We start from the raw sequence: 26,884 nt of genomic DNA, 5'->3' as shown, positions 1-26,884 counted from the left end.
CATGCGCGCGTCAGCACAGTTTCAGTCACTCGCGACGAACGTCGTCGCCAGCCCCGTATCGTGCGGCTGGCGGGCATTCGCCGGGAGCAGGGCGCCTGCCTCGGCGCCTGATGGATGACCGGGTCCGCCCGGAAATCGGCCCGCCCTGCGCTTACCGGCGCAGGCGGGACGGAGGTCGCCGTGGTGAGACGGTGGCTGCAGGAAGACGCCAGCAAGGACGAGGGCGTGCCTGCGTCGGGATGCGTAGCGGTTCGGTGCCGGTTTGGCGCCACGCGCAACCCGGTTTGCCTGTGAGCAAGCGCTAACCGGTCGGCGTCAACCACGCCGGCTGCCAGTCAAGGGTCCGCGATACCCCGCGAACCTGGATAAAAACAAGCTGTAGGGGAGTCCCCATGAGCGTCAACACGCCAACACTGATCACCTTCGTGATCTACATCGCGGCCATGGTTCTGATCGGCTTGGCCGCCTATCGTTCGACCAACAACTTCTCCGACTACATCCTCGGTGGCCGCAGCCTCGGCAGCTTCGTCACGGCGCTGTCGGCCGGTGCCTCGGACATGAGCGGCTGGCTGCTGATGGGCCTGCCGGGCGCTATCTACCTGTCGGGCATCTCCGAAAGCTGGATCGCCATCGGCCTGATCTGCGGCGCCTACCTGAACTGGCTGTTCGTCGCCGGCCGCCTGCGCGTGCACACCGAGCACAACGGCAACGCCCTGACCCTGCCGGACTACTTCAGCACCCGCTTCGAGGACAACAGCCGTATCCTGCGCGTCATCTCCGCGCTGGTGATCCTGGTGTTCTTCACCATCTACTGCGCCTCCGGCATCGTCGCCGGCGCCCGCCTGTTCGAAAGCACCTTCGGCATGTCCTACGAGACCGCGCTGTGGGCCGGTGCCGCCGCGACCATCGCCTACACCTTCGTCGGTGGCTTCCTGGCGGTGAGCTGGACCGACACCGTGCAGGCCTCGCTGATGATCTTCGCGCTGATCCTCACCCCGGTGATCGTGCTGTTCGCCACCGGCGGCGTGGAGCCGACCTTCGCGGCCATCGAGCTGAAGGACGCGGCCAACTTCGACATGTTCAAGGGCGCTTCCTTCGTCGGCGTGCTGTCGCTGATGGCCTGGGGCCTGGGCTACTTCGGCCAGCCGCACATCCTGGCGCGCTTCATGGCCGCCGATTCGGTGAAGTCGATCCCGGCTGCCCGCCGCATCTCCATGACCTGGATGATCCTCTGCCTGGGTGGCGCGGTCGCCGTGGGCTTCTTCGGCATCGCCTACTTCCAGGCGCACCCGGAGCAGGCTGGCGCGGTCGGCGAGAACCATGAGCGCGTGTTCATCGAGCTGGCGAAGATCCTCTTCAACCCGTGGATTGCCGGCGTGCTGCTGTCCGCCATCCTGGCGGCGGTGATGAGCACCCTGAGCTGCCAGCTGCTGGTGTGCTCCTCGGCGCTGACCGAAGACTTCTACAAGGCCTTCCTGCGCAAGAACGCCAGCCAGCTTGAACTGGTATGGGTCGGCCGCGCCATGGTCCTGCTGGTCGCCCTGGTGTCCATCGCCCTGGCCGCCAACCCGGACAACCGCGTCCTGGGCCTGGTGTCCTACGCCTGGGCCGGCTTCGGCGCCGCCTTCGGCCCGCTGGTGCTGTTCTCCGTGCTGTGGAAGGGCATGACCCGCAACGGTGCGCTGGCCGGCATCATCGTTGGCGCGGTCACCGTGATCGTGTGGAAGCAGTTCGGCTGGCTCGGCCTGTACGAGATCATCCCGGGCTTCATCCTCTCCAGCCTCTCCATCGTGGTGTTCAGCCTGTTCGGTTCCGCACCGTCCAAGGCGATGATCCAGCGTTTCGAAGCCGCCGAGGCCGAGTACGCGGACGCGCACCTGCCCGAGGGTTCTCCGGCTACCAGCCGCTGAGTCTTCGCTGAATCAAAAAGGCCGCGCTCCGAGAGGGGCGCGGCCTTTTTCGTTGGGGCCCCGTGATGTGCTTCGTGCTGACCGGGGGGCGCATTTGTAGGATGGGCGTCCGGAAGGTTCGCGAGCAAGCTCGCTCCTACAGGCTCAGCCCAGCTCCGGAGTTCCTGTGTAGGAGCGGGCCATGCCCGCGATCGCGCGCATGGCGCGCTCCTACCGGGAGCACCGATGTGTCAGTGCGAGCCGTGCCCGCCACTCAGCGCTGCCGCATAGCGCCAGCAGGCGAACAGGCACAGCAGCAGGCCGACCGCCGCCAGCGCGCCGCCGACGTAGCCGATCCACTCCAGCCCCAGGCCCACCGCCACGCGGCTGCCCAGCAACGCGCCGCCGCCGATGCCGACGTTGTACAGGCCGGAGAACATCGCCATGGCCACGTCGGTGGCGTCATGGGCCAGTTGCAGCACCTTGGCCTGCAGCGCCAGGCCGAAGCAGAGGATCGCCGCGCCCCAGAACAGGCTCAGCCCGAGCAGCGCCGTCGGCGAATGCGCCAGCGGCATCAGCAGCAGGAGCGTGCCGCCGAGCACCGCGATGGCCAGGCACGGGAAGGCGCGCGGGAAGCGCTCGCTGTAACGGCTGAAGAGGATCGAGCCGAACATCCCGGCGCCGCCGAACAGCAGCAGGAGCAGGGTGGTTTTCTGGCTGTCCAGCGCGGCCACCTCGCGGGCGAACGGCTCGATGTAGCTGTAGGCGGTGAACTGTGCGGTGATCACCAGCACGGTGAGCACGTACATCGCCACCAGCGCCGGGCGTCGCAGCAGCAGCGGCAGGCTGCGCAGCGAGCCGGAATTCTGGCTCGGCAGCAGCGGCAGTGCGCGGGCCAGCCAGAGCACCACCACCACCGAGACGCCGGCGATGGTGAGGAAGGTCGTGCGCCAGCCCAGCGCCTCGCCGAGCATGCGCCCCAGCGGGATGCCCAGCACCATCGCCAGGATCGTCCCGGTGGCCAGCAGGCCGAGGGCTTTGGCCTGCTGCCCCGGCGGCGCCACGCGCACCGCCAGCGAAGCGGTGATCGACCAGAACACGGCGTGGGCGAAGGCGATGCCGAAGCGGCTGATCATGAGCACCGTGAAGTTCCAGGCGAAGCCGGACAGCACGTGGCTGACGATGAACAGGCAGAAGATCACCACCAGCAGGCGCCGGCGTTCCATGTTGCGGGTCAGCTGCATCAGCGGCAGGGAGGCCAGGGAAACCACCCAGGCGTACAGCGTGAGCATCAGCCCGGTCTGTTCCGGACGCATGTCGAAGCTCGCGCCGATGTCGCTGAGCAGGCCCACCGGGACGAACTCGGTGGTATTGAAGATGAAGGCGGCGATGGCCAGGGCGATGACGTTCAGCCAACTGCCGGAGCGGGTGTGGTGCGCGGTACTCATGGGAATCCTGAGGTGAAGTGGGGCTCAGGCCGTGCCCTGGGATCACGCGCCGGGCGTGTCGCGGGCGAAGAAGAATTGTTGTAGCGGCAGGGCCATTCTACGCACGGGTTGCCCATCGCGCACGGCGAAGCGGCGCCTGCGCGGGTGCAGCGGCAGGTTCAGGCGGCGTTGTCGATCAGCGGGTCGGCCGCCTGCGCCGCTTCCTCGGCCAGCCAGTCGAGGAACGCGCGCACCGGCGGATGACGCTCGCGGCCCGGCACGCAGAGCGCGGTGTAGCGCGCCCCGGGGACGTTGATCTCCGGGCGGTAGGGGACCAGCAGGCCCTGCTCCACGCTCTCCGACACCAGCAGCGAACTGGCCAGCACCAGCCCCTGGCCGGCGACGGCTGCCTGCAGGGCGTAGAACTCCTCGTCGTATTCGCGCTGTACCGCCTGGGCCAGCAGGCATTCCTCGCCGGCCACCTGGCACCAGGCCTTCCAGCCGCGCTCGTAGAGTTCGGAGTTGTGCCAGCGCACGCTGATCATCTCCGGCACTTCCACGTCCGCGGTGGCCACCAGCGCCGGTGCGCCATACACGGCGAAACGTTCCGCCAGCAGGAACTGGCTGTGCATGCGCGGGTAGTCGCCGAAGCCTAGCGGATCGCCAGGTCGACGCTGGCGTCCTGTTGCAGGTCGAGCAGTTCGCACTGGCTGTCCAGGCGCAGGCGGATGTGCGGATGGCGCGCATAGAAACGGCCCAGGCGCGGCACCAGCCACAGCGCGGCGAAAGCCGGCGTGGTGGAGATCGTCAGGCTGCTGGCGCTGCGCTGCGGGCGCAGGCTGTCCACCGATTGCGAGACCTCCAGCAGCGCCCCATGCAGGCTGCGGAACAGCCGCTCGCCGGCTTCGGTCAGGCGCACCTGGCGTGGCAGGCGCTCGAACAGCGGCAGGCCCAGCCATTCCTCCAGCGCGCGCACCTGGTGTGACACCGCCGTGGGGGTCACCGCCAGTTCCTGGGCGGCCGCCTTGAAACTCAACTGGCGCGCGGCGGATTCGAAGGTGCGCAGTGCTGGAAGCGGCAGGTTGGCGAACATGGCGTGCTCCATGGATGAGATCAATTCATCTGGAGGGAGATTCCCTCAGTTGTCCGCTGACCCGGCTGGAAATAGCTTAGGTCGCAACAGGAGGCCAGCCTGGACCTCCGCAGTGTACACCTTCGCAAGGAATGACAGATGAACAGGATTCTTTCCATCCACGCCAGCCCCCGCGCCGACCGCTCGCATTCCCGCCGCCTGGCGGAAGGCTTTCTGGCCGCGCTGCCGCAGGCCTCGATCACCCGCCGCGAAGTGGGCCGCGCCGATCTGCCCCACGTCAGCGAGGGCTTCATCGCCGCGGCCTTCCACCCGCAGCGCGAGCATCGCCCGGCCGAGTTGCAGGCCGAGCTGGCGCTGAGCGACGAGCTGGTGAACGAGTTGCTCGCCCATGACCTGCTGGTGATCTCCACGCCGATGTACAACTTCAGCGTGCCCAGCGGATTGAAGGCCTGGGTCGACCAGATCGTCCGCATCGGCCGCACCTTCGACCTGCACCTGAAGGACGGCGAGGCCGAGTACGAGCCGCTGCTCAAGGGGCGCAAGGCGCTCATCGTCACCAGCCGCGGCGGCGCCGGCATGGGGCCGGGCGGCGAGCTGGAGTGGATGAACCACGCCGACGCCTGGCTGCGCGTGGTGCTGGGCTTCCTCGGCATCGAGGATGTGCAGGTGGTCGCCGCCGAGGGCGAGGAGGGCAATCCCGATGCCTTCCGTGCCTCTTACCAACAGGCTGAAAAAGCCCTGGCCGACCTCGCCGAGAGCGAGTGGGCGCGCGCGTGATGGCCTGGGCGATGCTGATGGTGGCCGCGGTGTTCGAGGTGATGTTCGCGGTGTCGATGAAGTACGCCGAGGGCTTCACCCGGCCGCTGCCGACCGTGGTGACGGTACTGGCGGTGATCGGCGGGATCTTCTTCCTCACCCTGGCGATGCGCCAGTTGCCGGTGAGCATCGCCTACCCGATCTGGACGGCCATCGGCACGCTGGGCACGGTGTTCTTCGGCTTCCTGCTGCTGGGCGAGGCGCTGACGCTGACCAAGCTGGCCTCGGTGGCCCTGATCATCGCCGGGGTGGCCGGGCTGCGGACGTGATCGCCCGAACCGGAGCTTGATGCTAAGGTGCCGCGCATTTCCCGCACGACGGTACCGACCATGAACGACAAACCGAAGAACCCGCTGCATGGCGTGACCCTGGAAGCCATCCTCAACCACCTGGTGGCGCAGTACGGCTGGGACGGGCTGGCCAAGCGCATCGACGTGCGCTGCTTCAAGAACGACCCGAGCATCAAGTCCAGCCTGACCTTCCTGCGCCGCACGCCCTGGGCGCGGGAGCAGGTCGAGGCGTTGTACGTGAAGAGCGTGCAGGGCAAGTAACAGAGCGGCTTTGCGTAGGAGCGAGCTTGCTCGCGAATCGTCTGATGCCAAGGGTGCCCGGCGAGGTTCGCGAGCAAGCTCGCTCCTACAGGTTCAGGCGGGCATGTGTGCGCTGGGCTATCCCCTCACCCCAGCCCTCTCCCCGAGGAGAGGGGGCCGTCCGGTGTGGTGGCTGCCAAGGAAATCAGCCGGCGAACGCGGAGCTCTTTGTAGGAGCGAGCTTGCTCGCGAACCGTGCCGGCGACCCCTGGCATGAAGCGGTTCGCGAGCAAGCTCGCTCCTACAGGTTCAGGCAGGCAGGTGTGCTCGGGGCTTTCCCCTCACCCCAGCCCTCTCCCCGAGGAGCGGGAGCCGTTCGGGGCGTTGTATATGAACCGAGTCAGCCGGCTAACGCAGCAATGCCAGAGCGCTCGGAACAGTCCCCTCTCCCTTCGGGAGAGGGCTAGGGTGAGGGGGCGGAGCCCATCGCCGCGGCCCTCAGCGCCAACTCACCCGCAGGTTGTCCAGCCGCTCCTGGCAGCCGGTGCTGATGCCCGGCTCCAGGTACCCGGTCAGCAGCGGCGCCATGCCCTTGAGCACCTGTACCGGCAGCGCCGAGGTGAACTTGAAGCCGTCCGACTCGCTGCCGGCCACGTAGGCGGTGAGCGTGCCGAAGTGGCGCGGGCCGATGTAGAAGACGAAGGTCGCCGTGCGGTTCATCGCCTTCGAACTCTTCACCCAGCCGCTGCGGGTGACGCTCTCGATGCGGTTGTCGCCGGTGCCGGTCTTGCCGCCCATCACCAGGGCGTTGCCGTCGGCCAGCTTGAAGGTGCCGGACAGGCGCCGCGCGGTACCCGCATCCACGACCTGGGACAGCGCGGTGCGCAAGGCTTGGGCGACTTCCGAGCGCATCACCTGGCGGCCGTTGCCCGCCTCCGGCCCCAGGCTGACTTCGTAGGGCGTGCCGGCGGCGAAATGCAGGCTGTCGATACGCAGGGTCGGCTGGCGCACGCCGTCGTTGAGGATGATCCCCATCAGCTCCGCCAGCGCCGCCGGGCGGTCGCCGGAGCTGCCCAGCGCGGTGGCCAGCGACGGCACCAGATGGTCGAACGGGTAGCCCAGGCGCTTCCACTGTTCATGCAGGTCGAGGAAGGCCTCCACCTCCAGCATGATGCGGATGCGCTTGTCGCGGGCGTACTTGTGCCGCGACTTGAACAGCCAGCCGTAGACCTCCTTGCGCTCGGCGCTGCTGGCGGCCACGGCGTCGGCGAAGGTCGCCGCCGGCTGGCGTTGCAGGTAGCCCAGCAGCCACAGTTCCAGCGGGTGCACGCGGGCGACGTAGCCCTGGTCGTTGAGGTTGAATGCGCCCGGCCCGTAGCGGGTGTAGAGGTCCTCGATGCGCTTGTCGGTGAGCTTGTCGCCGGCGTACTTGCCCTGCTTGAGGCGGTCCTGCAGGAAGGCGGCGAAGGTCGGGATATCCGCCTGCGGCTGCAGGTAGCGATGGATCGCCGCGAGCCGCACCGGCCAGGCGCGCAGGCCGTCGAGGAAGGTGCTCAGGCGCTCGTCGTTGTCCTTGCCCTTGTACTTCTGCCAGAAGCGCAGCAGGTAGACCTGGCTTTCCTTGTCGACGAAACGGTCCAGGTAGTCCTGGCGGCGCGGGTCCTTGTCGTCAGCCAGCACGGCGACCTTGCTGCCTTCGTTGGCATAGATGTCGTGGCGCACCAGGTCGCGCAGCAGGCGCACGAAGGGCAGGTTGATCGACTCGCGCAGGGCATCCTGCAGGGTCGGGATGCGCCCGTTGTCTTCCTTGCGGAAGTTGCTGAAGGTGTGGATGCCCCCGCCAGTGAAGAAGCTTTCGTAGGGGCTGGCGGAGTACTTGCGCTGCAGGGCGGCGGCGAGCATGTCCGGCAGGTTGCGGTCCTTGACGGTCATCAGGTAATCGATGGACCAGCGGCTGAGGAAGTCCAGCGGCTCCACCGGTACCTTCTTCAGCTCGGCGACGGACAGCGGGGCGTATTGCTCATGCAGGTCGGCGATGGTTTCCAGGTAGGTGGCGAGCACCCGCAGTTTCGCGGTGGAGCCCAGCTCCAGCTTGCTGCCTTCGTTGATGTCGAAGGGCTGCTCGGTGCTGTCGGTCTGCACGCGCACGCGGTTGCCGCTGGGGGTGCGCTCGAACAGGGTGAAGCTGTAGCGCACGTCCTTGGTCTTGTCCTTGGACAGCAGGTGTTCGCCGAACAGGCCGATCTGCTCGGCAAACGCCGGGTCGGACAGCTGCCGCAGGTAGCCGGTGACCTGCTCCTGCAACTCATGCTGCAGGGTGGTGGTGAAGCTCATGTCGAAGCGGTCGAGGTCGTACAGCGGCACATCGAGCATGCCGGCCAGGCGCGTGCGTGCCAGGCCGATGCCCTTGTTGTTCTCCAGCGGGGTGAAGCTCGGCTCGCTGCGCGGATCGCGGAACGTGAGTTTCTGCTTGAGCGCGGCGTCACGCAGCTCGGGGGCGATCACGTTGTTCTGCGCCAGCAGGCGCAGGTAGCTGTCGGTCAGCACGGCCAGTTGGTCGCGGCCGCGGGCGAGATACCAGGAGGGCCGGCGGTGGGCGATCATCAGTGACACCACCTGGCGCAGCGCCTTGCCCTGGGCGGCCAGCTCCGCGCCGGAGCCGGGCGGGGTGTTGAGCAGCTTGTTGACCTGCTGGTAGTCCGCGCCGTACCAGATCCACAGGCCGTCCGGCAGGCCGCTCACCTCGCCGTAGCCGGGCTGTGCCGAGAGCGGGACGGAGTTGAGGTAGGTGAGGGCGACGTTGCGCCGCGCGGCCATGTTCTCCGCGCCGTTCTGGTAGGTGCGCACGCTGGCCGATGCCATCTGCCGCAGCTTGTCGGTGATGGAGTTGGTGCGGCCATCCTCGGAGTGACGGTACTTCTCGATCTGCGTGGCCAGGGTGCTGCCGCCGGGGGCGTGGTTGCCCAGGCCGACCAGCTTGCCCACCTGCGCCACCGAGGCCTGGGTGAAGCGGCTCCAGTCGATGGCCGGGTTCAGGTAGGGGCGATCGGGATCGAGCAGGTCGCGGTTCTCGATGAACAGCAGGCTGTTGACGATGGTCGGCGAGATGCTCTCGAAGTTGGCGTAGAGCCGCTGCGGATAGCGGAAGTTGTAGATCGGCAGGCCGCGGCAATCGGCGATGTCGACGCCGGCCTGGGCCTTCTCCGGGTAGGGCGGAAAGAGGCCGTGGCCGGTGTACTGCATCAGCGGGTCGGAGAAGCGCGCCTGGCTGAGGGTGACGAAGTTGCGCTCGTGCAGGCGGCCGAGGAAGCTGGGCAACTGCTGGTAGCCCAGGCGCCGGTCGAAGGGCCCGCCCTGGGGGTAGACCACGTTGCTGGTGCCGCCCTGTTCCAGGCTCCAGGTCAGGCCGGTGGCGTAGCGCGCCAGTTCGCGCGCCTGCAGCTTCGAGGTGCGCGCTTCATAGAGCAGCGCCGCGCCCATGGCGGCCAGCAACGGCAGGAGAAACAGGAAGAGGATCAGGAAGCGGTGGTGGTGGACTTTCTGCGAGGAAATACCGGGCCCCAGACTTCCCGGTTGACCTGCCACTTGCGTACCGGAATGCTTCGCTCTGCCCATCTTCACGCCCCGCCCTTGCTTGTACGACAGCCCAGGTAGCGGACTCCGCCCACGTGATGGCCGGCGCCATCCTGGCACCGCGAAAGCCGCTTCCCCCGCGGCTTTCCTAACTTCCAGCGTAGTCGGCGGCAAAAAATCTGCGCGCCGCCCGGCGCCGTTCATGGCCATGCGGATTGATTTGCCGACGGCCAGCAGGTGCAATGTACGAACTTCGACAGGAACCCTTGCCCATGCGTTCGCCTTTTCTGCCTTGCCGTCTGCCCCTGGCCGCGCTGTTGCTGGCGTCCTTGAGCGCCCAGGCGGCGCCGATGCCGTTCTACCGCTGGCAGAGCAAGGTCGATGGCGCCTTCACCTGCCAGCAGACGTCGCCGGGCAATGGCTGGCAGAAAGTCGGCGGACCGTTCCGCGACGCCGGCTGCCGCCAGGCACTGCCGCAGACCCCGCCGCCCAAGGGGTTGGCGGTGCCGAAGGTGTTGAAGGGGCGGTAGGTCCGGCTTTTTCTGCCGGGACGAGGTGTGCAGCTTGTCTACCCTCACCCCCGCCCTCTCCCTGAGGGAGAGGGGGCAGATTGTGCCGGCTGATTCTGTGGTTTCATCCTGCACCGGACGGTTCCCTCTCCCGCTTGCGGGAGAGGGTTAGGGTGAGGGGCTTTTCGACTTTGCAGGAGCGGATTCATCCGCGATCGCATCCCCCACGCACGGAGCCGACCATGACCGACCACGCCGCCCGAATCCGCCACAGCTGGCAAACCAACGCCGCGGCCTGGACCCGTGCCGTGCGCGAGCAGCGTATCGAGAGCCGGCGGCTGGTGACGGATGCGGCGATCCTCGGCGCCATCGCCGATGGCCCGGCGCAGCGGGTGCTCGACATCGGCTGCGGTGAAGGCTGGTTGTGCCGCGCACTGGCAGGGCAGGGTCGCCAGTGCGTTGGCGTGGATGCCTCGGCGCCCTTGATCGACGCGGCGCGGGCGGCGGGTGGCGCGCGCTTCGAGGTGATGGATTACGCGGCGCTGGTCGCGTCGGGCGCCACCCTCGGCCAGTTCGACGCGCTGGTCTGCAACTTCGCCCTGCTCGACGACCATCCCGCGCCACTGCTCGGTGCGCTGCGCGACCGGCTCGTCCCTGGCGGGCGGCTGCTGATCCAGACCGTGCATCCCTGGACCGCCGGCGGCGACGAGCCCTATGCCGATGGCTGGCGGCTGGAAACCTTCACCACCTTCGGTGGCGACTTCAGCGCACCCATGCCCTGGTACTTCCGCACCCTGGAGTCCTGGCTGGCGCTGCTGGCCGCCAGCGGCTGGCGCTTGCGGCAGCTGCGCGAACCGCGTCATCCGGAGACCGGCCAGCCCTGCTCGCTGCTGCTGGAGCTGCAGCCCGTGGTGGGCTGAGCCGCTCTACACCGGCCCTGACGAGGGAGGCAGATGTGGCGAAACGCCGCTATCCCTTTGGTCACATTGCACCTTGGTGGTGCAGACGTTTCCTACGCAGTTATGTAACACTCGCCCGCGACCTCAGCCGTGGTCCTCCCGCAATGCCCACGTCCGCTTCACAAGAGCGGGCAGCCTCTTCCGGTGTGCCGTCCTGGAACTGCCAGACACTGCTCCCCCGTGCCCTCCTGCGCGGTGGCGAAGCTTTTCCGGTGCTTCCGCATCCCGACTGCACTGCGAGTCCGCGGCTGATTACTCCCAAGAACAAAACGAGGTTGCATCACCATGTCGTCCCACGATCTCCAAAGGGATCTCAACGAGCGGCACATCCGTCTCATGGCCCTGGGCGCCTGCATCGGCGTCGGCCTGTTTCTCGGCTCCGCCAAGGCCATCCAGATGGCCGGCCCGGCCATCATGCTCTCCTACATCATCGGCGGTCTCGCCATCCTGGTGATCATGCGCGCCCTGGGCGAGATGGCCGTGCACAATCCCGTCGCCGGCTCCTTCGCCCGCTACGCCCAGGACTACCTCGGCCCGCTGGCCGGCTACCTGACCGGCTGGAACTACTGGTTCCTCTGGCTGGTGACCTGCGTCGCGGAGATCACCGCGGTGGCCATCTACATGGGCATCTGGTTCCCCGACGTGCCGCGCTGGATCTGGGCGCTGGCCGCGCTGGCGAGCATGGGCACCATCAACCTGATCGCCGTGCGCGCCTTCGGTGAGTTCGAGTTCTGGTTCGCCCTGATCAAGATCGTCACCATCGTCGCCATGATCCTGGTGGGCGGCGGGATGATCGTCTTCGGCCTGGGCAACGGCGGCATCGCCACCGGTATCTCCAACCTCTGGAGCAACGGTGGCTTCATGCCCCACGGCATCACCGGCGTGCTGATGTCGCTGCAGATGGTGATGTTCGCCTACCTGGGCGTGGAGATGATCGGCCTCACCGCCGGCGAAGCGAAGAACCCGCAGAAGACCATTCCCGGCGCCATCAACTCGGTGTTCTGGCGCATCCTGCTGTTCTACGTGGGCGCGCTGTTCGTGATCATGTCCATCTACCCGTGGAACGAGATCGGCACCCAGGGCAGCCCCTTCGTGATGACCTTCGAGCGCATGGGCATCAAGACCGCCGCCGGCATCATCAACTTCGTGGTGATCACCGCCGCGCTGTCGTCCTGCAACGGCGGCATCTTCAGCACCGGGCGCATGCTCTACAGCCTCGCCCAGCACGGCCAGGCGCCGGCGGTGTTCGCCAAGACCTCCAAGGGCGGCGTGCCGCGCAATGCGCTGCTGCTGTCGATCTTCGCGCTGCTGCTGGGCGTGCTGCTGAACTATCTCGTGCCCGAGAAGGTGTTCACCTGGGTGACCTCCATCGCCACCTTCGGTGCGATCTGGACCTGGGCGATGATCCTGCTGGCGCAGCTGAAGTTCCGCCGCGGCCTCTCCGCCGCCGAAGCCGGCAAGCTGCAGTTCAGAATGTGGCTGTACCCGGTCAGCTCCTACCTCGCCATGGCCTTCCTGGTGCTGGTGGTGGTGCTGATGGCCTTCTTCGAGGACACCCGCATCGCGCTGTACATCGGCCCGGCCTTCCTGGTGCTGCTGACGGTGCTGTACTACGCGCTGAACCTTGCCCCCAAAGAGCAGGGCAGCGTTGCCAGCCGCGCTTGATGCGGTCGCGCGACTGACCAAAGGGCCTCTTCGGAGGCCCTTTTTCGTTGGTGGGTCATGCCGCGGGCAGGCTGCTGGCCATGCGGGTCAGGCGGCGCTCGAACTCGGTGATCTCCAGCTGCAGGCCGAGGGGGCGCTTTTCCATGAGCGCGGCGAGGGTCTGCTCGGCCATGGCGAACAGCGTGTCGACGATGCGCTGGCGCAGCTCCTCCGGGCGGCCGGGGGCGATACGGATCTGGATATTGATAAAGGCTTCATCCTGCGTGTTGGCGCCGACCTGGAACTCCTCGACGGCGCGGGCGAAGGTGCGCAGGCCGTTGAGGGGAAACACCCCCAGGGTCCGCGCGGCGTCGTGGAGCTTCTGTGCCAGGGCCAGCGGTGCGAGGTCGTCGGCGAGATTGGCGGTGTAGTCGATGGCGATGTGAGGCATGGTGAGCGTCCAGTCTTCATGAGGCCAGCCATGCTAGGGGGAAGGGCGCATGACGGATATGCGGGTGACTACGTAGGCGCCGCTGCCATGCGGTTCGCGAGCAAGCTCGCTCCTACAGCCGGACTCCGGTGCGTAGGAGCGGACCTTGTCCGCGAAATCCATCGCGGATGAATCCGCTCCTGCAGGGGAATGCCGTTGCCTCCCGCGGCCCTTCGTAGGGCGTATAACGCGCCAGCGTTATACGCCGTCCGGGCATCGGCGGATAACCCGTAGCGGGTTATTCGCCCTACGCGCTGAACGGGGCTTTCGGCGTGCGCGGAGATTTCTCTGGAAGCCTTCAGAGTCAGAGCGGCGCATTCGCTTTTTGTAGGAGCGAGCTTGCTCGCGAACCGCATGGCACGGAACTTCCCTGTAGGAGCGGGCCATGCCCGCGACCGCGCGCATGGCGCGCTCCTGCAGGGGGCGAATCAGCCCGCCAGCAACGGCGGCATCGGGCAGTCGAGGATATCCGCCACCGCGCGCATCAGTTCGGCCTCGCCGGCGTTGATGCGGCCGTCGTGCTCGATGCAGCGCGCCAGCGACTTGAGCAGCTGCGGCTTCTGCAGCGGGCGCAGTTGCTCCAGCTTTTTCAGCGCGCCTTCCAGGTCACGCAGGCTGCCCGCCGCCGGCAAGGGGCGAGGCGGGAAGGGCAGGCCGCTCCAGGCATCGGCGAAGGCCTGGGCGGTTTCCACATCGCTGGTTTCACCGACGCGAGCGAGGAAGGCCAGCAGCGTCGCGGACTCTTCGCCAAGCTCCGCCAGCGCCACATGGCCGATCTTGCCGCTGCCCGGCCGCAGGTTGCGTTCGATGATGCGCAAGAGGGTCCACTCCAGCAGCTTCACCTTGCCGTCCAGCTTGATCAGCAGCGCCATGTTCTCGCGCAGGGCGAGGAAGGCCTGGGCGTCCAGTTGCTTGAGTGCCGGCATCGCCAGGTCCAGCAGCGGCAGGCGCTGGCCAGGGTCGAGGCGCAGCAGCGACTCTTCCAGCAGGTCCAGTTGCAGCGCCAGGCTCAGGTCCAGGCGCTTCCTGACCTCTTCGAGCTGGCGCGCGCGCAGGCCGGGTTCGCTGTCCAGCAGCAGGCCGTAGATCAGCGCCTGGGCGCCCTCGCTGTCATGGGCGGCGCGTTGCAGGCGTTCGTCCAGGCGCTGCAGGGTGTGGCGCGCTTCCAGCAGGTGAGCGGCCGTCGGCGCGCCCACGGCCGCCACCGCCACGTCCACGGCGCCGGGCTGGTAAGGCTGGCCGGTAACGGCGGCGGTCCAGGCGTCCTTGTTCATCAGGGCCACGTCCAGGCGCGGCTCGAATTTCGGGTAGCGGCCGTCCCAGCCCGGGTCGACGCGGCGGATGCGATCCTTCAGTGGCGGGTGGGTGTCGAACCAACTGCTGCCCACGCCGTCACCGAAGTACATATGGCTGAACTCGGCCGCGCGCGGCGCGCTGAGCAGGGCGCCCAGCGGGTTGCCGCCGATCTTCTTGAGCGCGCCGGCGATGGTCGAGGGATCGCGGGTGAACTGCACCGCCGAGGCGTCGGCCAGGTACTCGCGCTGGCGGCTCACCGAGGCCTTGATCAGGTGGCCGAAGAAGGTGCCGACATAGCCCAGCACGTAGAGCACCACGCCGGCGCCGATCACCAGCAGCACCACGCTGCCACCGCCGTTCTTGTCGTTGCTGCTACTGCGGGTGCTGATGCGCACGCCGCTGCTGGTCTCGCTCCAGCCGCGCAGCAGCATGCCGCCGATCAACCCGAGCAGGAGCATGCCGTGCAGCAGGGCGGTCAGTCGCGTGTTGAGCAGCATGTCGCCGTGGTGGATGTGGCTGAATTCGTGGGCGATCACGCCTTGCAGCTCATGGCGCTCGAGCTGCTCGATGGCGCCGCGGGTGATGCCGATCACCGCGTCGCGCGGGGTCAGACCGGCGGCGAAGGCGTTGATCGAGCCGTCTTCCAGCACGTACACCGGCGGTACCGGCGAGCCGGAGGCCAGGGCCATTTCCTCGACGACGTTGAGCAGGCGGCGCTCGTCGGCGTTGCTGGCGCTGAGGTTGAGCAGGCGACCGCCCAGGCTCTCGGCCACCACCTTGCCGCCGGCGCTCAGTTGCACCTGCTTGTACAGCGCGCCGAGCACGACCACGCCGACGATCACGGCGGCCACCGACAGGTACAGCTCCGGGTCGGGCAGGGAGGCGGGCGAGGTGAGGTGCAGCGCCGGCTCGCCCAAATGCCGCCAGAGCCAGCCCAGGGCGAAGCTGGTGATGGTGACCAGGCAGACCACCGCGACGCTGAGGAGCACGACCAGGCGCCCGGTCTGCTTGCGGGCGCGGTCCTGGTGTTCGAAGAAGTTCATCGCGCGTCCTGCGCCGGGGATCAGAAGGCGACTTTCGGCGCGGCCTGGATGTCCTTGCTGTCCTCGAACTGCAGCAGGCTGGCGTCCTTGCTGTGGCCATAGGTGGCGGCGAGGAAGTTGGCGGGGAACGACTGGCGGTAGGTGTTGTACTCCATCACCGCGTCGTTGTAGGCCTGGCGGGCGAAGGCCACCTTGTTCTCGGTGCTCGACAGTTCCTCGCTGACCTGCTGCAGGTTCTGCGAGGCCTTGAGGTCCGGGTAGGCTTCCAGGGTCACGTTCAGGCGGCCCATGGCGCCGCCCAGGGCGTTCTCGGCGGCGGCCAGTTGCGCCATGCGGCCGGCGTCGCCGGGTTGCTCGGAGGCAGCCTTCAGGCCGGCCACCGCCGCGTTGCGCGCGGCGATCACCGCTTCCAGGGTTTCGCGCTCGTGCTTGAGGTAGGCCTTGGCGGTTTCCACCAGGTTGGGGATCAGGTCGTAGCGACGCTTGAGCTGTACCTCGATCTGCGCGAAGGCGTTCTGGTAGCGGTTGCGCAGGGCGACCAGGCGGTTGAACACGCTGATCAGCAGGAAGATCACGCCAGCGATGATGGCGAGGGTGATGATCGAGGAAACGCTCATGGGATGTCCTTATCGACAGGCGAATGAGCGTCGATCATAGCGGAAAGCCAGCAAAACGGGACTCCTCGTTACCGGATGCGCAGGGCTGCCCCTGTTGTAGGAGCGAGCTTGCTCGCGAACCCGCCAGGCACCTTCGGCATCAAGCGGTTCGCGAGCAAGCTCGCTCCTACAGGTACTGCCCAGCGTCAGATTTCCTTGTGGGAGCGCCCCGAATCAGCGGTCCAGGTACTCGGCGGTGGACACCACCTCGGTATAGGCGAATGCCAGCGACGCCATGTAGGCCGCGTGGACCTGGGCTGCCGGCACCTTCACGCCATTGAACTCCAGGTCCAGGGTGGCACAGGCGTCGTGCAGCACGGTCACCGGGTAGCCGAAGTCGGCGGCGGCGCGCACCGCGCCGTCCACGCACATGTGGCTCATGTGGCCGACCACCACCAGCGACTCGACGCCGTGCTGGTCGAGGAGGGCCTTCAGCTCGGTATCGCGGAAGGAATTGACGAAGTGCTTGAGCACCACCGGCTCGCCGGGCAGATTGGCCACCTTGCCGTGGATCTTCGCGCCGTCGCTGCCGGGGGCGAAGAACGGTGCGTCGGCGCTGTCGAATTCGTGGCGCACGTGCACCACCAGGTCACCGCGCTCGCGGAACGCGGCCAGCACCTTGGCGGCCTGGTCGGCGGCGGCCTCGATGCCCACCAGCGGCCACTTGCCGGAAGGGAAGTAGTCGTTCTGGATATCCACTAGGATGAGCGCTTGCTTGGCCATTTCAGGTTCCTTTCGTGAGGGGGAGGACGTGGAGCCAGTATGGTTCGCCGTGCGCCGCGCGGGGATCAGTCGGAACGACAATAACCGGGGGAAAACTGACAATGGCTGTGGAACGAAGCGTCGTCGAGATCGGGTTGCTGCTCTATCCCGGCGTGCAGACGGCGGCGCTGCATGGGCTCACCGACCTGTTCGCGGTGGCCGAGCGCATCGCCAGCGAAGAGGCCGCGCAACAACTGCCGGCGCTGCGGGTCAGCCACTGGTCCGGCGAGGACGGCGGCGAGCCGCGGCGCGTGTTCGACACGCATCCCAGCGCGCACAGCCCCCTGGTTGCCGTGATCGTCCCGCCGTCGCTGTTCGGCCTGCCGGACGCCACGCCGCTGCGCAACCTCACCGACTGGCTGGCCGCGCGCCACGGCGAGGGCGCCATCGTCGGCTCGGTGTGCATCGGCGGCCTGCTGGTGGCGGAGGCCGGGCTGCTCGACGGGCGCAGCGCCACCGCCCACTGGAGCGGCGCCGACTCCTTCGCCAAGCGCTTTCCGCGCGTGCGCCTTGAGACGCACAAGCCGATGGTGGACGACGGCGACCTGATCACCTCCGCCGGGCTGATGGCCTGGTCGGAGCTGGGCCTGCGCATCGTCGACCGCCTGCTCGGGCCGAGCATTGCCAACCGCACGGCACGCTTCCTGGTGGTGGAACACAGCGACAGCGCCCAGCAATGCGGCAGCAACTTCGCGCCGCTGCTGGGCCATGGCGACGCCGCGATCCTCAAGGTGCAGCACTGGCTGCAGGGCAATGGCGCGGTGGACGTCAGCCTCGCCGCCATGGCCGCCCAGGCCGGGCTGGAAGAGCGCACCTTCCTGCGCCGCTTCCGCGCCGCTACCGGGCTCAAGCCCACCGAGTACTGCCAGCACCTGCGGGTGGGCAAGGCGCGCGAGCTGCTGGAGTTCACCAACGGCACGGTGGACCACATCGCCTACACGGTGGGCTATCTCGACCCGGGCTCGTTCCGCAGCATCTTCCGCAAGATCACCGGCATGGCGCCGAGCGACTACCGCAAGCGCTTCGGGGCCAAGGCGGGCGAGCTCCCGGTCCGCAGCTGAGCACGGTGAGAACGCGATCCCACTGTCGCTGAAGTCGCGCTAATATCCTTATAAGGATGCTTATATTGACCGCCTCCCCAGCGAGGCCGTCATGAACCGCATCCACTGGACCCGTAAGGCCGTAAAGCAGCTCGGCCGCCTCAACAAGGCGGACCAGCCGGTGATCTACGACGCCGTGCAGACGCTGGCGCGAATGCCTGACGTCCAGAACGTCAAGAGACTGGTCAAGCACGCCTATGGCTACCGCCTGCGGGTGGGCAACTACCGGGTGCTGTTCGACTGGGATGGCGCCATCCGCATCGTGAATATCGAAGAGGTCAGCAAGCGCGATGAGCACACGTACTAACGTGCAGATCATCAACGGACCGGACGGTGTGCCGGCCTTCGTGGTCATCCCCTACGCGGAGTACATCGCCAGCCACCCGAAGGAGGACCTGGTGCCCAACGAGGTGGTGGGTTTCATGGTCCGGGAGGGGCTGAGCGCCATTGGCGCCTGGCGCAGGCACCTGGGGCTGACCCAGACGGAAGTCGCCAGGCGAATGGGCGTCAGCCAGCCCGCCTATGCCCAGCAGGAAGCCGCGACCCGGCCGCGCAAACCGACGCGGGAAAAGGTCGCGAAGGCGCTGGGGATTCACGCCGACCTGCTGGATCTCTGAGCGGTCAGATCCAGCGATCATTCTCCGCCGTGCGTTCGCCGCCCTGGTCGCCGGTGTTCAGCACGCCGCGCGGTTCGATGAGCATCACCTGCACTTCGTGCTCGGCATAGGGTTTGTGTTCCACGCCGCGCGGCACCACGTACAGCTCGCCGGCGCGCAGGGTCAGCGGGCCATCGCGGAAGTCGATGCGCAACTCGCCGTCGAGCACGATGAAGGTTTCGTCGGTGTCGGCGTGGCTGTGCCAGACGAAGTCGCCGTGCAGCTTCACGACCTTGAACTGGTAGTCGTTCATCTCGGCGATCACCCGCGGCTGCCAGGTGTCAGTGATGCGGCCGAGCTTGTCCTGCAGGTTGATCGGTTGGCGTTGGGTCACGGTGTGTTGCTCCTTGAAATCGGTCTGCCGACACTACGACCCGTCGGGCGAGCCGTCTTGCAGGAACTTGCGCTTGGCTGTCGGTCGCGGCGGCGGGCTGGGCGGGGAAAGGCGCGCGACTATGCTCAGAGCATTGCGCTCGTTGCTGCTCGGAGATCGCCATGTCCACACCTGTTCCCGTTACCCGCCCCAGCGTCATTCCCTGCCTGCGCTACCGCGATGCGCCCCAGGCCATCGACTGGCTGTGCGCCACGTTCGGCTTCCAGCGGCAACTGGTGGTCGCCGATGACCACGGCGGTATCGCCCATGCGCAGTTGGCCCTGGCCGACGGCGGCGGGCTGGTGATGCTCGGCTCGCTGCACGACAACGAATACGGCCGGCTGATGCGCCAGCCCGACGAGATCGGCGGCTGCACCCAGAGCATCTACGTGGTGGTGAAAGACGCCGAAGTCGTGTATCGCGCGGCCGTCGACGCCGGCGCGCAGATCGTCATCGACATCAAGGACGAGGACTACGGCGGCCAGGGCTTCACCTGCCGCGACCCGGAAGGGCACATCTGGAGCTTCGGCACCTACGATCCCTGGCACTGAGGGCGCCCGCGCCGCGCCTGCAACATCCTGCCCAACCCCCGCGCTTGACGCTTTCCGCCAGCCGATGTTCAGATGCCTCCCGTTTCAGGTGCCCCCCGCCGCCGTGCGTGGGGTGAAACGGGAAGCCGGTGCGTCGCCTTCGTGCGATCAGTCCGGCGCTGCCCCCGCAACGGTAAGCGAGCGGAGCATCCACGAGGCCACTGTGCTCAGGCATGGGAAGGCGGATGTTCCACGACCCTCGCAAGCCCGGAGACCGGCCTGGAACCTGTTTGGCAAACCCGCGGTGGGCGGGCGTGAGCCGGTCCCCGGGCGCGCTCGTTCCGGGCCTCGCTGCGCCGCCTGCGAAATCCCGATTTCGAGGCGATAACCTTGCAACACTCTCCTGACCTGAACCGGCGCGCGCTGCGCTGGAGTCCCGTTCTGTTCCTCTGCACGCTCGGCTCGCCGCTCGCGGCGGCGCCACTGGACCTGGCCGACGAAGTCGTCAGCGGCCCTTCCGTGGAATCCACCACGGTGGCCGACATGGCCCGCTACGGCAGCCGGCTGGAGGTCATCGACCGCCAGCAGATCGAACGCGGCGGCCCCGGCGCCGACATCACCCGCGTGCTGCAGATGTATGTGCCCGGCCTGTTCGTCGCGCCGAAGAACGGCCCGTTCGACTACGGCACCTACTCGCTGCTGGGCGGACGCAACGACGACACGCTGATCCTGCTGGACGGTGTGCGCCTGAACAACCGCCTCTACGGCGGCATCTACCTCGATACCCTGCCGACCACCGCGGTGGAGCGCATCGAGGTGCTCAAGGGCGGCCAGGGCTTGCTGTTCGGCACGCAGGCGGTATCCGGGGTGATCAACATCGTCACCCGCAGCGCGCGCAGCCGCGTGGCATCCGGGGAAGTGAACCTCGGCCTGGACACCTTCAAGGGCCGCAGCGGCGATGCCCGCGCCGAGCAGATCGTGCAGACCGGCCTGGGCGACCTCGGGCTGATGGCCTACGTCAGCCACAACCGCTCCGACGGCTACCAGCCGTACCGCGACCGCGACATGACCGACACGCTGAGCGACAAGCGCCGCTCCTACGACGTCAACGTGTTCGGCGCCAAGGCCATCCAGACCATCGGCGAGGCCTCGCGCCTGGAGCTGTTCTACCAGTACGCCGACGCCGCGCTGGATTTCGCCCGGCCCACCGCCAACCGCCACACCCGCAACAACCGCGTGCAGCAGATCGCCACGGCGACCTTCCAGCAGAGCGTCGGCGACGACTTCAGCTGGTTCGCCAAGACCCACCTCAACGACTGGGACACCCGTTACGACCGCGTCTACAACCTGCAGGGCGGCGGCACCCAGGTGCTCAACCACAACGACTACTGGGGCTTCACCGACTGGGGCGCGCAGGTCGAAGGCAAGGCGACCCTGGCGGGCGCCCACGAACTGGTCCTGGGCAATGACAACCAGTGGTACAAGGGCCAGGACGATGTGCTGATCATCGACAACCAGCAGGCCGAGTCCCACGCGCTCTATGCCCAGCTGCGGCCGAACATCGAGGCGCTGCCCGACTGGCACCCGAGCCTGGGGGTGCGCCGCGAGGAGATCGCCGGCGGCGAGGGCGCCACCGTGTGGATGCTCACCTCGCTCTATGACCTCACCCGGCAGCTGAAGCTGCGCGGCCAGTTCGGCACCGCCTTCAAGCTGCCCACCGCCGAGCAGCTGTTCGTCAACGAACCGGGCGAGGAAGTCGGCAACCGCGACCTCAAGCCCGAGCGCAGCCGCAACGCCGAGCTGGGCCTGGACTACACCGGCGAGCTGTTCGACCAGCCGTGGAGCGGCAGCGTCACGCTGTTCCGCCGCGAGATCACCGACCTCATCACCCTCGCCGGCGACCAGTGGGTGAACGGCAACGGCGAGATCACCGTGCGCGGGGCCGAAGCCAGCGGCCAGTGGCAGCTCGGTCGGCGCTGGCAGCTCTGGGCCGACGCCACGCGCAACCTGGTGGACAGCCGCGAGGGCGTGGCGGTGAACAACATCCCGCAGTTCTTCGCCCGCCTGCGCCTGGGCTACGACGACAGCCAGTGGGGGGCGGGGCTTGCCACCCGCTATGTCGGCGCCATCGTCAGCGCCCAGGGGGATGACTACGGCCACTACACGGTGCTCGACGGCGACGCCTACCGCTACCTCGATGCCGCCCGCGCACACCGCCTGAGCCTGCTGCTGGAGAACCTGCTGGACCGCGACTACGCCACCGGCCGCACCAGCAACGGCCTCCGCCAGGTGGACAATCTCGGCCGGCCGCGCACGGCCGAGCTGCGCTACACCTTCAGCTTCTGATGAAGGCCATCCTGTTGGTCGGCCCGCTGGCCGGCGCCCAGGGCGAGCGCCTGCTCCGCGAGGTGTCGATGCGTCTGGCCGATGTCGAGTGCGTCGACACCGGCGACGGTTTCGAAGGGCTGTGGGCGCGCCTGCGCGCGGGGTTTGCCGAGCGTCGGGACGTGCTGCTGGTGGACCTCGAGCCGAGCGCTGATGGCGCCTACCTCGACTGGCTGCGCGCCGAAGTGGCGGCGCTGCAGGCGCATTATCCGCAGGCGCCGGTGGCGAACGTCACCGCCTCGGCCCTGGGCCGGCGCGGGCTGGAAGCGGCGGCGGTGCTGGCGGCAATCGAGGACCCGGCGCAGCAACTGGAGTGCCGGGACGTCGGCGCCGTGCCCGCGCAGCCGGACTGGTGGGCGCCGCCGCCGCACCGCCGTCATCTGTTCCTCTGCACCGGGCCGCGCTGCGTGCGCCGCGGTGCGCTGCCACTGTGGAAGACCCTGCGCCGCGAGCTGATCCGCCTCGATCTGTACGAGAATGCCGAGGGCGCCTTGCTGACCCGTACCGGCTGCCAGTTCCCGTGCAATCGAGGGCCGCTGCTGACGGTGTATCCCGAGCGGGTCTGGTATGGCCTGCGCAGCGACGAGCAGGTGTGCCGGGTGGTGGTCGAGCACCTGCGCGATGGCGTGCCCGTGGCGGAGCTGCGGGTGGACGAGCCATGAGGCGCCTGCTCTTGGTAGGAGCAAGCTTGCTCGCGAACCGCTTGATGCACGGTGGCTCGACGGTAGGAGCGCGCCATGCGCGCGATCGCGGGCGTGGCCCGCTCCTACAGGGGGCGCTGCTGCTCGCGCTCGTGCTTGCCACGACGACGGCCGCCGCACAGGACTACCGCAACTGCGCCCAGACCTGGCAGCTCGATCACCCGCCGCAGCGCATCCTCGCCCTCAACCAGCACGCCGCCGATTTGCTGCTGGCGCTGGGCGCCGGAAAGCGACTGATCGGCGTGGCGTACATCGATGACGACCTGGACGTCAGCGACGGCCATTATCGCGGCGTACCGCTGCTGGCGCGGTTGTATCCCTCGGCCGAAGCGGTGTACGCGCAGCGCCCGGACCTGGTGGTGGCCGGCTTCGCCTCGGCGTTCCGGCTGGGCAACCTGTCCCGCCGGGAACTGGCCGGCCACGGCGTCGCCAGCTACCTGCTGGAGGCCGGGTGCGGTGCCTGGCAGGACGATCTGTTCGCGGGCGTCGAGACGGACCTGAGCACCTTGGGCAAGCTGCTCGACGAGCCACAACGAGCGCAGGAACTGATCCGCCGGCAACGCGCCGAACTGGCCGACGCCCAGCGCCTTTCCGCCGGCCGGCAGCCGCTGGACGTCTTCTACCTCGACAGCGCCAGCAACGGGCTGGCCAGCCAGGGGCGGCGTGGTGTCGTCACCCAGCTGCTGCAGGCCGCCGGCGCCCGCAACCTGTTCGAGGACGTCGACCTGGGCAGCTTCACCGCCAATACCGAACAACTGCTGGCGCGCGACCCGGACGTCATCCTGCTGGCCGACGCGAGCTGGTCCACGGCTGCGCAGAAGATCCGCACGCTGCGTGCCGACCCGCTGCTCTCGCGCCTGCGCGCGGTGCGCGAGGGTCGCTTCGTGGCCTTGCCCTTCACCCACCTGTTCCCCGGCGTGCACAGCGGCCAGGCCGCCCGCGAACTGGCGCAGGCGTTGAACGGTTTCTGAGGGCGGCGCGGCTCGTCTGTTCGCCGCTCACTGTTCCTACCCAAGCGCCGGTGCGCGTGTTAGAAAGCGCCCATCGATCAGGTGGAGGCTGTCATGGGCAAGGTGCGCGTTGGGGTGATTTTCGGTGGGCGTTCGGCGGAGCACGAGGTGTCCCTGCAATCGGCGAAAAACATCGTCGACGCGCTGGACCGCGAGCGTTTCGAACCGGTGCTGATCGGCATCGACAAGGAAGGCCGCTGGCACCTCAACGATGCCTCCGACTACCTGCTCAACCAGGAGAACCCGGCGCTGATCGCCCTCAACCGCTCCAACCGCGAGCTGGCCGTGGTGCCGGGCAAGGCCGAGCAGCAGCTGGTGGAAACCGGCAGCCGCCAGTTGCTCGACCATGTCGATGTGATCTTCCCCATCGTTCACGGCACCCAGGGCGAGGACGGCTGCCTGCAGGGCCTGTTGCGCATGGCCGACATCCCCTTCGTCGGCTCCGACGTGCTGGGCTCGGCCATCTGCATGGACAAGGACGTGAGCAAGCGCCTGCTGCGCGACGCCGGCCTCGCCATCACGCCCTTCCTCACCCTGACCCGCGCCAGCGCCGCGCGCACGCCCTTCGCCGAGGCACAGCGCAAGCTCGGCCTGCCGCTGTTCATCAAACCGGCGAACATGGGCTCCTCGGTGGGTGTGAGCAAGGTCGAGGACGAAGCGCAGTACGACGAAGCGGTTCGCCTGGCGCTGGCCTTCGACGACAAGGTGCTGGTGGAGGCCGCCGTGAAGGGCCGCGAGATTGAGTGCGCGGTACTGGGCAACGAGCAGCCGATCGCCAGCGGCTGCGGCGAGATCGTCGTGGGCAGCGGCTTCTATTCCTACGACAGCAAATACATCGACGAGGACGCGGCCAAGGTCGTGGTGCCCGCCGATATCCCCGCCGAGGCCAGCGAGCGCATCCGCCAGCTCGCCGTGGAAGCCTTCCTCGCCCTGGAGTGCTCGGGGCTGGCGCGGGTCGATGTGTTCCTCACCGACAGCGGCGAGGTGCTGATCAACGAGTTGAACTCGCTGCCCGGCTTTACCCGCATCAGCATGTATCCCAAGCTCTGGCAGGCCGCCGGGATGACCTACAGCGAACTGGTCAGCCGCCTGATCGACCTGGCCCTCGAGCGCCACGCCGCCCGCCGGAACCTGCAGACCAACCGCTGATCGCAAACCCGGCTCCTGCTTCTGCGCTACCCTGAGGGGCCGTTGCCCGGTTTCGGGTGGCTGGCCCCGTGTCCCCCTACACGCGCAACAAGGAGCACGCGATGAACACTGTGGTATTTGCCGACGGCACCGCCGTTCCCGCCATCGGCCAGGGCACCTGGCACATGGGCGAGGACCGCGCCCAGCGCAAGCGCGAGGTCGCTGCCCTGCGCGACGGCATCCAGCGCGGCCTGACGCTGATCGACACCGCCGAGATGTACGCCGAGGGCGGTGCGGAAGAGGTGGTCGGCGAGGCGCTGGCGGGCCTGCGCGACCAGGTCTTCCTGGTCAGCAAGGTGTACCCGCACAACGCCAGCCGGTGCGGCATCCCCGAGGCCTGCGAGCGCAGCCTGCGGCGCCTGGGCACCGACTGCCTGGACCTCTACCTGCTGCACTGGCGCGGCCAGTATCCGCTGGAGGAAACCGTCGAGGCCTTCGAACGCCTGCGTGAGGCGGGCAAGATCAGGCGCTGGGGCGTGTCCAACTTCGACCTCGACGACCTGCACGAACTCGGCGAGCCGGCCTGCGCCGCCAGCCAGGTGCTCTACAGCCTGGAGGAACGCGGTATCGAATGGGACCTGCTGCCCTGGTGCCAGGAGCAGCGCATGCCGCTGATGGCCTACTGCCCGGTGGGTCAGGGCGGCAAGCTGCTGCGCCACCCGGTGCTGGCGGAGATCGCCGGCCGCCACGACGCCACCCCGGCGCGCGTGGCCCTGGCCTGGCTGATCCACCAGCCGGGCGTGATCGCCATTCCCAAGGCCGTGGAGCCGCTGCATATCCGCGATAACGCCGCCGCGCTGCACGTGCGCCTGACGCCGGAGGATATTGCAGCTCTCGACGCGGCCTTCCCGCCGCCCACGCGCAAGCGGCCGCTGGCGATGGTCTGACAGCGTGCCCCGGTCGTCGCTCGCCGGGGCGCGGCCGGGGCAGGGTGCTAGCCTTGCCCCATGGTCACCGGCCGGGAGGGCTGCAGCGATGAGCAACTACACGGCGGAGAGCGCCGCCATCAACCGCGTGCTGACGGACTATGTCGAGGGCATGACCTTTGGCGACGAGGCGCGGCTGCGCCTGGCCTTCCACCCGTCCTGCAAGATCATCGGCCACTACCATGGCGCGCTGGAGTGGGCCTCGCTGGACGAGTTCATCGGCGCGATCAAGGCCGAGTCGCCGCCCTCCGAGGGGGCGCCGCCGCCGTGGGAACTGAAGTCGCTGGACATCACCGGCGACAGCGCCGTGGCCAAGGTCACCGACGAATTCCTCGGCATGCACTTCACCGACTACCTGGCCCTGCTGCGCATCGGCAACGGCTGGCAGATCGTCAACAAGCTCTACTACCTGCACGAATGACGTGGAACGCATCACCTGGCGCGGTACGCCGGAAGCCCTGCTGATCACCCTCTACGCCAAGGCGAAGGAGAGCGAACTGCCGGACAGTGTGCTGCGTGATCGTTTCTCCCGGCGGGCCGTGGTGCGCATCGACTACGATTTCGCCCGCCTGCGCAGCGGGCATGCCGGGCAGGTGGGCATCGCCCTGCGCGCCAAGCTGTTCGACGACCGGGGGCGCGACGTCCTGCGCCGCCTGGGCCGGCTGCTGCGCTATCGCTTCGGGCCAGCGGCCTGGGCGAATGGCCGGGCGGTGTTGCGCCTGCTTTACTGATGCGTCTACGACGACCGTGCACGGGAGCCGGCGATGAAGCTCGAGCCGTTGATGGAAATGAACGTGAAGGCCAGCGTGCCGCTGGAGATCGGTCGCGTGCCGCACGGCCAGCGCCTGATTTCCGCGGCCGGCGGCGGCACCTTCAAGGGGCAGCGGCTGAGCGGCGAGGTGCTGCCCGGCGGCGGCGACTGGATCCTGGTGGACAGCGACGGCGGCTGGCACCTGGACGTGCGCCTGGTGCTGCGCACGGACGACGGTGCGCGCATCCTCATGCAGCACAACGGCCTGCTGGTGGCCAATCCGAAGACCATCCACGCGGTGTCGCGGGGCGACAGCACGGACTACGGCGATACCTACTTCATGATCCAGCCGCGCTTCGAGGTCGGCGACGACCGCTACCGCTGGCTCAACCACCAACTGGCCGTGGGCGAGGGGCGGCTGGGGCCGGGGTGGGTGGAGTACCGCATCTTCTCGCTGAACAATTGACGCGGGCTGTCCTGCCGTCACCCACTGTGCCACCTGCTCCAGGGCTGCTTCGATCGCGTAGGCCACTGCCGCGACCTGCTGTTCGCGAGCAAGGACTAGGCGTCCCCCTCG

The 26,884-nt window shown here is 68.0% G+C and carries 26 protein-coding genes, 1 pseudogene and 1 riboswitch; of the genes and pseudogenes, 19 read left to right on the top strand and 8 right to left on the bottom strand.

Annotation, left to right across the window (positions count from 1 at the left end):
- Positions 1–392 precede the first annotated feature (392 nt).
- Entirely contained in the window at positions 393–1,910 is a 1,518-nt protein-coding gene (gene putP / locus ACNFIA_RS05490) for a sodium/proline symporter PutP (protein ID WP_259753341.1), read from the top strand.
- 230 nt (positions 1,911–2,140) lie between these two features.
- Here the strand turns inward: putP and ACNFIA_RS05485 are convergent, their stop codons facing one another.
- Positions 2,141–3,337 carry a sugar transporter gene (locus tag ACNFIA_RS05485; RefSeq protein WP_259753342.1) on the bottom strand — a complete coding sequence of 399 codons (1,197 nt, stop codon included), beginning with the start codon at positions 3,335–3,337 and terminating at the stop codon, positions 2,141–2,143.
- Between the two features lie 158 nt (positions 3,338–3,495).
- Positions 3,496–4,409 (bottom strand): annotated as a pseudogene (locus ACNFIA_RS05480) (LysR substrate-binding domain-containing protein).
- Between the two features lie 138 nt (positions 4,410–4,547).
- Between ACNFIA_RS05480 and ACNFIA_RS05475 the strand changes: the two are divergent.
- Genes ACNFIA_RS05475 through ACNFIA_RS05465 form a run of 3 tightly spaced genes read left to right on the top strand, consistent with a single transcriptional unit; the run spans position 4,548 to position 5,776 of the window.
- Positions 4,548–5,186, top strand: a complete 639-nt coding sequence (locus tag ACNFIA_RS05475) for an FMN-dependent NADH-azoreductase (RefSeq protein ID WP_416783313.1) — start codon at positions 4,548–4,550, stop codon at positions 5,184–5,186.
- The gene (locus ACNFIA_RS05470) at positions 5,186–5,494 is read left to right on the top strand and encodes a DMT family transporter (protein WP_259753345.1); all 309 of its coding nucleotides are present in this window, start codon (positions 5,186–5,188) and stop codon (positions 5,492–5,494) included. Before ACNFIA_RS05475 ends, ACNFIA_RS05470 begins: the two co-directional genes overlap by 1 nt.
- Before the next feature lie 60 nt (positions 5,495–5,554).
- A complete protein-coding gene (locus tag ACNFIA_RS05465) occupies positions 5,555–5,776 on the top strand; it encodes a VF530 family protein (protein ID WP_259753346.1) in 222 nt (73 codons plus the stop codon).
- A gap of 477 nt (positions 5,777–6,253) precedes the next feature.
- On the opposite strand, the gene ACNFIA_RS05460 is transcribed toward ACNFIA_RS05465, so the two are convergent.
- On the bottom strand, positions 6,254–9,370 hold the full coding sequence (locus tag ACNFIA_RS05460) for a transglycosylase domain-containing protein (RefSeq protein WP_416783311.1): 3,117 nt from the start codon (positions 9,368–9,370) through the stop codon (positions 6,254–6,256).
- A gap of 230 nt (positions 9,371–9,600) precedes the next feature.
- Between ACNFIA_RS05460 and ACNFIA_RS05455 the strand changes: the two genes are divergently transcribed.
- From ACNFIA_RS05455 to ACNFIA_RS05445, 3 genes are all read left to right on the top strand, one after another.
- Complete coding sequence (locus tag ACNFIA_RS05455; protein WP_416783309.1) at positions 9,601–9,858, top strand: hypothetical protein; 258 nt, start codon at positions 9,601–9,603, stop codon at positions 9,856–9,858.
- A gap of 221 nt (positions 9,859–10,079) precedes the next feature.
- Positions 10,080–10,757 carry a class I SAM-dependent methyltransferase gene (locus ACNFIA_RS05450; protein ID WP_416783307.1) on the top strand — a complete coding sequence of 226 codons (678 nt, stop codon included), beginning with the start codon at positions 10,080–10,082 and terminating at the stop codon, positions 10,755–10,757.
- Between the two features lie 324 nt (positions 10,758–11,081).
- A complete protein-coding gene (locus ACNFIA_RS05445; protein WP_259753349.1) occupies positions 11,082–12,461 on the top strand; it encodes an amino acid permease in 1,380 nt (459 codons plus the stop codon).
- A gap of 55 nt (positions 12,462–12,516) precedes the next feature.
- Here the strand turns inward: ACNFIA_RS05445 and ACNFIA_RS05440 are convergent, their stop codons facing one another.
- From ACNFIA_RS05440 to ACNFIA_RS05425, 4 genes are all read right to left on the bottom strand, one after another.
- A complete protein-coding gene (locus tag ACNFIA_RS05440) occupies positions 12,517–12,891 on the bottom strand; it encodes a 5-carboxymethyl-2-hydroxymuconate Delta-isomerase (protein ID WP_416783306.1) in 375 nt (124 codons plus the stop codon).
- Positions 12,892–13,358: 467 nt separating this feature from the next.
- Positions 13,359–15,269 (bottom strand): M48 family metallopeptidase, encoded by a 1,911-nt coding sequence (locus ACNFIA_RS05435; protein WP_416783305.1) that lies wholly within the window; start codon positions 15,267–15,269, stop codon positions 13,359–13,361.
- Between the two features lie 20 nt (positions 15,270–15,289).
- Entirely contained in the window at positions 15,290–15,886 is a 597-nt protein-coding gene (locus ACNFIA_RS05430; protein WP_259753352.1) for a LemA family protein, read from the bottom strand.
- Between the two features lie 213 nt (positions 15,887–16,099).
- Complete coding sequence (locus ACNFIA_RS05425; RefSeq protein ID WP_416783303.1) at positions 16,100–16,648, bottom strand: cysteine hydrolase family protein; 549 nt, start codon at positions 16,646–16,648, stop codon at positions 16,100–16,102.
- A 101-nt stretch (positions 16,649–16,749) separates the two neighbouring features.
- Between ACNFIA_RS05425 and ACNFIA_RS05420 the strand changes: the two genes are divergently transcribed.
- The 3 genes from ACNFIA_RS05420 (at position 16,750) to ACNFIA_RS05410 (ending at position 18,404) form a co-directional block, all read left to right on the top strand.
- Positions 16,750–17,748 (top strand): GlxA family transcriptional regulator, encoded by a 999-nt coding sequence (locus ACNFIA_RS05420; RefSeq protein ID WP_416783301.1) that lies wholly within the window; start codon positions 16,750–16,752, stop codon positions 17,746–17,748.
- A gap of 91 nt (positions 17,749–17,839) precedes the next feature.
- Positions 17,840–18,094, top strand: coding sequence for a type II toxin-antitoxin system RelE family toxin (locus ACNFIA_RS05415; protein ID WP_416783299.1), 255 nt, complete (start codon positions 17,840–17,842; stop codon positions 18,092–18,094).
- The gene (locus ACNFIA_RS05410; RefSeq protein WP_416783298.1) at positions 18,078–18,404 is read left to right on the top strand and encodes a helix-turn-helix domain-containing protein; all 327 of its coding nucleotides are present in this window, start codon (positions 18,078–18,080) and stop codon (positions 18,402–18,404) included. Before ACNFIA_RS05415 ends, ACNFIA_RS05410 begins: the two co-directional genes overlap by 17 nt.
- A 4-nt stretch (positions 18,405–18,408) precedes the next feature.
- Here the strand turns inward: ACNFIA_RS05410 and ACNFIA_RS05405 are convergent, their stop codons facing one another.
- Entirely contained in the window at positions 18,409–18,777 is a 369-nt protein-coding gene (locus tag ACNFIA_RS05405) for a cupin domain-containing protein (RefSeq protein ID WP_259753357.1), read from the bottom strand.
- Between the two features lie 161 nt (positions 18,778–18,938).
- Between ACNFIA_RS05405 and ACNFIA_RS05400 the strand changes: the two genes are divergently transcribed.
- The 9 genes from ACNFIA_RS05400 to ACNFIA_RS05360 all read left to right on the top strand — a co-directional run bounded on the left by ACNFIA_RS05400 (position 18,939) and on the right by ACNFIA_RS05360 (position 26,773).
- Positions 18,939–19,367 (top strand): VOC family protein, encoded by a 429-nt coding sequence (locus ACNFIA_RS05400; RefSeq protein WP_416783296.1) that lies wholly within the window; start codon positions 18,939–18,941, stop codon positions 19,365–19,367.
- 69 nt (positions 19,368–19,436) lie between these two features.
- Positions 19,437–19,644, top strand: a riboswitch (cobalamin riboswitch).
- A gap of 92 nt (positions 19,645–19,736) precedes the next feature.
- A complete protein-coding gene (locus tag ACNFIA_RS05395) occupies positions 19,737–21,692 on the top strand; it encodes a TonB-dependent receptor plug domain-containing protein (RefSeq protein WP_416783295.1) in 1,956 nt (651 codons plus the stop codon).
- Positions 21,692–22,393, top strand: coding sequence for a (2Fe-2S) ferredoxin domain-containing protein (locus ACNFIA_RS05390; protein WP_416783293.1), 702 nt, complete (start codon positions 21,692–21,694; stop codon positions 22,391–22,393). Before ACNFIA_RS05395 ends, ACNFIA_RS05390 begins: the two co-directional genes overlap by 1 nt.
- 131 nt (positions 22,394–22,524) lie before the next feature.
- Positions 22,525–23,403 carry an ABC transporter substrate-binding protein gene (locus tag ACNFIA_RS05385; protein WP_416783291.1) on the top strand — a complete coding sequence of 293 codons (879 nt, stop codon included), beginning with the start codon at positions 22,525–22,527 and terminating at the stop codon, positions 23,401–23,403.
- Between the two features lie 93 nt (positions 23,404–23,496).
- On the top strand, positions 23,497–24,591 hold the full coding sequence (gene ddlA, locus ACNFIA_RS05380) for a D-alanine--D-alanine ligase (protein WP_416783290.1): 1,095 nt from the start codon (positions 23,497–23,499) through the stop codon (positions 24,589–24,591).
- Positions 24,592–24,692: 101 nt separating this feature from the next.
- Entirely contained in the window at positions 24,693–25,517 is an 825-nt protein-coding gene (locus ACNFIA_RS05375; protein WP_416783288.1) for an aldo/keto reductase, read from the top strand.
- Between the two features lie 88 nt (positions 25,518–25,605).
- Positions 25,606–25,977: a nuclear transport factor 2 family protein gene (locus ACNFIA_RS05370; RefSeq protein WP_259753363.1), complete on the top strand. Its 372-nt coding sequence runs from the start codon at positions 25,606–25,608 to the stop codon at positions 25,975–25,977.
- 1 nt (position 25,978) lies between these two features.
- Positions 25,979–26,287, top strand: a complete 309-nt coding sequence (locus ACNFIA_RS05365; protein ID WP_416783287.1) for a hypothetical protein — start codon at positions 25,979–25,981, stop codon at positions 26,285–26,287.
- Positions 26,288–26,320: 33 nt separating this feature from the next.
- Positions 26,321–26,773, top strand: coding sequence for a DUF3237 domain-containing protein (locus tag ACNFIA_RS05360; protein ID WP_259753365.1), 453 nt, complete (start codon positions 26,321–26,323; stop codon positions 26,771–26,773).
- Positions 26,774–26,884 lie beyond the last annotated feature (111 nt).

The sequence above is a fragment of the Pseudomonas sp. NY15437 genome (assembly GCF_048068435.1).
GTDB classification, from domain to species: Bacteria; Pseudomonadota; Gammaproteobacteria; order Pseudomonadales; family Pseudomonadaceae; genus Pseudomonas; species Pseudomonas nitroreducens_B.
Note: the sequence above shows the minus strand (reverse complement) of the source record. Positions and strands in the feature narration are given on the sequence as shown.

Bases quoted from the DNA above. Each gene is read 5' to 3' on its own strand.
- ACNFIA_RS05390 (WP_416783293.1), top strand. From the start codon at position 21,692: ATGAAGGCCATCCTGTTGGTCGGCCCGCTGGCCGGCGCCCAGGGCGAG.
- ACNFIA_RS05420 (WP_416783301.1), top strand. From the start codon at position 16,750: ATGGCTGTGGAACGAAGCGTCGTCGAGATCGGGTTGCTGCTCTATCCC.
- ACNFIA_RS05470 (WP_259753345.1), top strand. From the start codon at position 5,186: ATGGCCTGGGCGATGCTGATGGTGGCCGCGGTGTTCGAGGTGATGTTC.
- ACNFIA_RS05360 (WP_259753365.1), top strand. From the start codon at position 26,321: ATGAAGCTCGAGCCGTTGATGGAAATGAACGTGAAGGCCAGCGTGCCG.
- ACNFIA_RS05370 (WP_259753363.1), top strand. From the start codon at position 25,606: ATGAGCAACTACACGGCGGAGAGCGCCGCCATCAACCGCGTGCTGACG.
- ACNFIA_RS05450 (WP_416783307.1), top strand. From the start codon at position 10,080: ATGACCGACCACGCCGCCCGAATCCGCCACAGCTGGCAAACCAACGCC.
- ACNFIA_RS05435 (WP_416783305.1), bottom strand. From the start codon at position 15,269: ATGAACTTCTTCGAACACCAGGACCGCGCCCGCAAGCAGACCGGGCGC.
- ACNFIA_RS05400 (WP_416783296.1), top strand. From the start codon at position 18,939: ATGTCCACACCTGTTCCCGTTACCCGCCCCAGCGTCATTCCCTGCCTG.
- putP (WP_259753341.1), top strand. From the start codon at position 393: ATGAGCGTCAACACGCCAACACTGATCACCTTCGTGATCTACATCGCG.
- ACNFIA_RS05425 (WP_416783303.1), bottom strand. From the start codon at position 16,648: ATGGCCAAGCAAGCGCTCATCCTAGTGGATATCCAGAACGACTACTTC.
- ddlA (WP_416783290.1), top strand. From the start codon at position 23,497: ATGGGCAAGGTGCGCGTTGGGGTGATTTTCGGTGGGCGTTCGGCGGAG.
- ACNFIA_RS05485 (WP_259753342.1), bottom strand. From the start codon at position 3,337: ATGAGTACCGCGCACCACACCCGCTCCGGCAGTTGGCTGAACGTCATC.
- ACNFIA_RS05455 (WP_416783309.1), top strand. From the start codon at position 9,601: ATGCGTTCGCCTTTTCTGCCTTGCCGTCTGCCCCTGGCCGCGCTGTTG.
- ACNFIA_RS05410 (WP_416783298.1), top strand. From the start codon at position 18,078: ATGAGCACACGTACTAACGTGCAGATCATCAACGGACCGGACGGTGTG.
- ACNFIA_RS05415 (WP_416783299.1), top strand. From the start codon at position 17,840: ATGAACCGCATCCACTGGACCCGTAAGGCCGTAAAGCAGCTCGGCCGC.
- ACNFIA_RS05430 (WP_259753352.1), bottom strand. From the start codon at position 15,886: ATGAGCGTTTCCTCGATCATCACCCTCGCCATCATCGCTGGCGTGATC.
- ACNFIA_RS05465 (WP_259753346.1), top strand. From the start codon at position 5,555: ATGAACGACAAACCGAAGAACCCGCTGCATGGCGTGACCCTGGAAGCC.
- ACNFIA_RS05445 (WP_259753349.1), top strand. From the start codon at position 11,082: ATGTCGTCCCACGATCTCCAAAGGGATCTCAACGAGCGGCACATCCGT.
- ACNFIA_RS05460 (WP_416783311.1), bottom strand. From the start codon at position 9,370: ATGGGCAGAGCGAAGCATTCCGGTACGCAAGTGGCAGGTCAACCGGGA.
- ACNFIA_RS05440 (WP_416783306.1), bottom strand. From the start codon at position 12,891: ATGCCTCACATCGCCATCGACTACACCGCCAATCTCGCCGACGACCTC.
- ACNFIA_RS05375 (WP_416783288.1), top strand. From the start codon at position 24,693: ATGAACACTGTGGTATTTGCCGACGGCACCGCCGTTCCCGCCATCGGC.
- ACNFIA_RS05475 (WP_416783313.1), top strand. From the start codon at position 4,548: ATGAACAGGATTCTTTCCATCCACGCCAGCCCCCGCGCCGACCGCTCG.